At 60.8% G+C, this 1,626-nt stretch carries 2 protein-coding genes and 1 pseudogene; 2 read left to right on the top strand and 1 reads right to left on the bottom strand.

The features are described 5' to 3' along the window. Together ACIOU6_RS07805 and ACIOU6_RS07800 are read left to right on the top strand one after the other, a co-directional pair. Positions 1-201 (top strand): OmpA family protein (locus ACIOU6_RS07805; RefSeq protein ID WP_401135161.1); only part of this gene is annotated, 201 nt, incomplete at its 5' end. 135 nt (positions 202-336) lie between these two features. Continuing rightward, on the top strand, positions 337-1,356 hold the full coding sequence (locus ACIOU6_RS07800) for a quinone-dependent dihydroorotate dehydrogenase (protein ID WP_401135158.1): 1,020 nt from the start codon (positions 337-339) through the stop codon (positions 1,354-1,356). Between the two features lie 157 nt (positions 1,357-1,513). Here the strand turns inward: ACIOU6_RS07800 and ACIOU6_RS07795 are convergent. Further along, positions 1,514-1,626 (bottom strand): annotated as a pseudogene (locus ACIOU6_RS07795) (ribosome modulation factor); the annotation flags it as partial.

Raw genomic sequence — 1,626 nt, 5'->3', positions numbered from 1 at the left:
CCTCACCCAGCCAACCAGCACCTGACCCAGCGACCGGCACACGCCCTGACGCAACTTCCGACCAACCAGTACGGTGTTGAATCGTCCCGCGTTCAGTCTGTTGGCTACGGCGAATCCCGCCCAGTTGCTGACAACAAAACTGAAGCTGGCCGCGCTGTAAACCGTCGCGTAGAAGCGCAGGTTGAAGCTCAAGCTAAGTAATTAGCTGCCGCTCTGAGAAAAGCCCGGCTTAGGCCGGGCTTTTCTTTGCCTGCGATTTGCGTGTGCGCCTCGCGCCGCAGGTCGATGCACGGCTATAATCGCGGCCTCTTTTCGCCGCCCGAGTCATCGCCGCCCATGTATTCCCTGGCCCGTCAGCTGTTGTTCAAACTTTCCCCGGAAACCTCCCACGATCTGTCGCTGGATCTGATCGGCGCAGGTGGGCGTTTGGGCCTCAATGGCTTGCTGTGCAAGGCGCCGGCGAAGATGCCGGTGACGGTCATGGGGCTGGAGTTCCCGAACCCGGTGGGGCTGGCGGCCGGTCTGGACAAGAACGGCGCGGCCATCGACGGCTTCGCGCAACTGGGTTTTGGTTTTGTCGAAATCGGCACCGTGACCCCGCGTCCGCAGCCGGGCAACCCGAAACCGCGGATTTTCCGCCTGCCGGAAGCTGAGGCGATCATCAACCGCATGGGGTTCAACAACCTCGGTGTCGATAATCTGCTGGCGCGCGTCGCAGCGGCCAAATACAAAGGCGTGCTGGGCATCAACATCGGCAAGAATTTCGACACCCCGGTCGAGCGTGCCGTGGACGATTATCTGATCTGCCTGGACAAGGTCTACGCCCACGCCAGCTACATCACGGTCAACGTCAGCTCGCCGAACACTCCGGGTCTGCGCAGTTTGCAGTTCGGTGATTCGCTCAAACAGTTGCTGGCCGACCTGGCCACGCGCCGCGCCGAACTGGCGTTGCGTCACGGCAAACATGTGCCGCTGGCGATCAAGATCGCTCCGGACATGACTGACGAAGAAACGGCGCAGGTCGCTCAAGCGTTGATCGAAACCGGGATGGACGCGGTGATCGCGACCAACACCACCCTGAGCCGTGTCGGTGTTGAAGGCATGGAGCATGGTGACGAGGCGGGCGGTCTGTCCGGCGCGCCGGTGCGTGACAAGAGCACGCACACGGTGAAGGTGCTGGCGGCTGAGTTGGCGGGTCGTTTGCCGATCATTGCCGCTGGCGGTATCACGCAAGGCAAACATGCGGCTGAGAAGATCACGGCCGGTGCGAGCCTGGTGCAGATTTATTCTGGCTTCATTTATAAAGGCCCGGCGTTGATTCGTGAATCGGTCGACGCCATCGCTGCCCTGCGCTGATCCCGCAGGTTGTGTGATCCAGCACAAAAAATGATCATTCAGGGATAAAAAAGGGCTCCTCGAAGGAGCCCCTGGGCCGCAGCCCGCCGTCCGGGAAGGACGTGCGTGGTTAATGCGTTAAACATTCAGATTGTCGTGTCGGAGTAAATGCCCTGTGTCAGCCGACGGCGTGAAGTTCGTTGAGTCTGTGGATTCCCGCAGTGCCGGTCATACCGTCCCAGTTGTCGCCGCGTCCTTCTCGCCAGCCGTTGATCCAGGCTTGACGTACCG

The organism is Pseudomonas sp. NPDC087615 (genome assembly GCF_044743445.1).
GTDB classification, from domain to species: domain Bacteria; phylum Pseudomonadota; class Gammaproteobacteria; order Pseudomonadales; family Pseudomonadaceae; genus Aquipseudomonas; species Aquipseudomonas baetica_A.
This window is presented reverse-complemented; position numbering and strand designations above follow the sequence as displayed.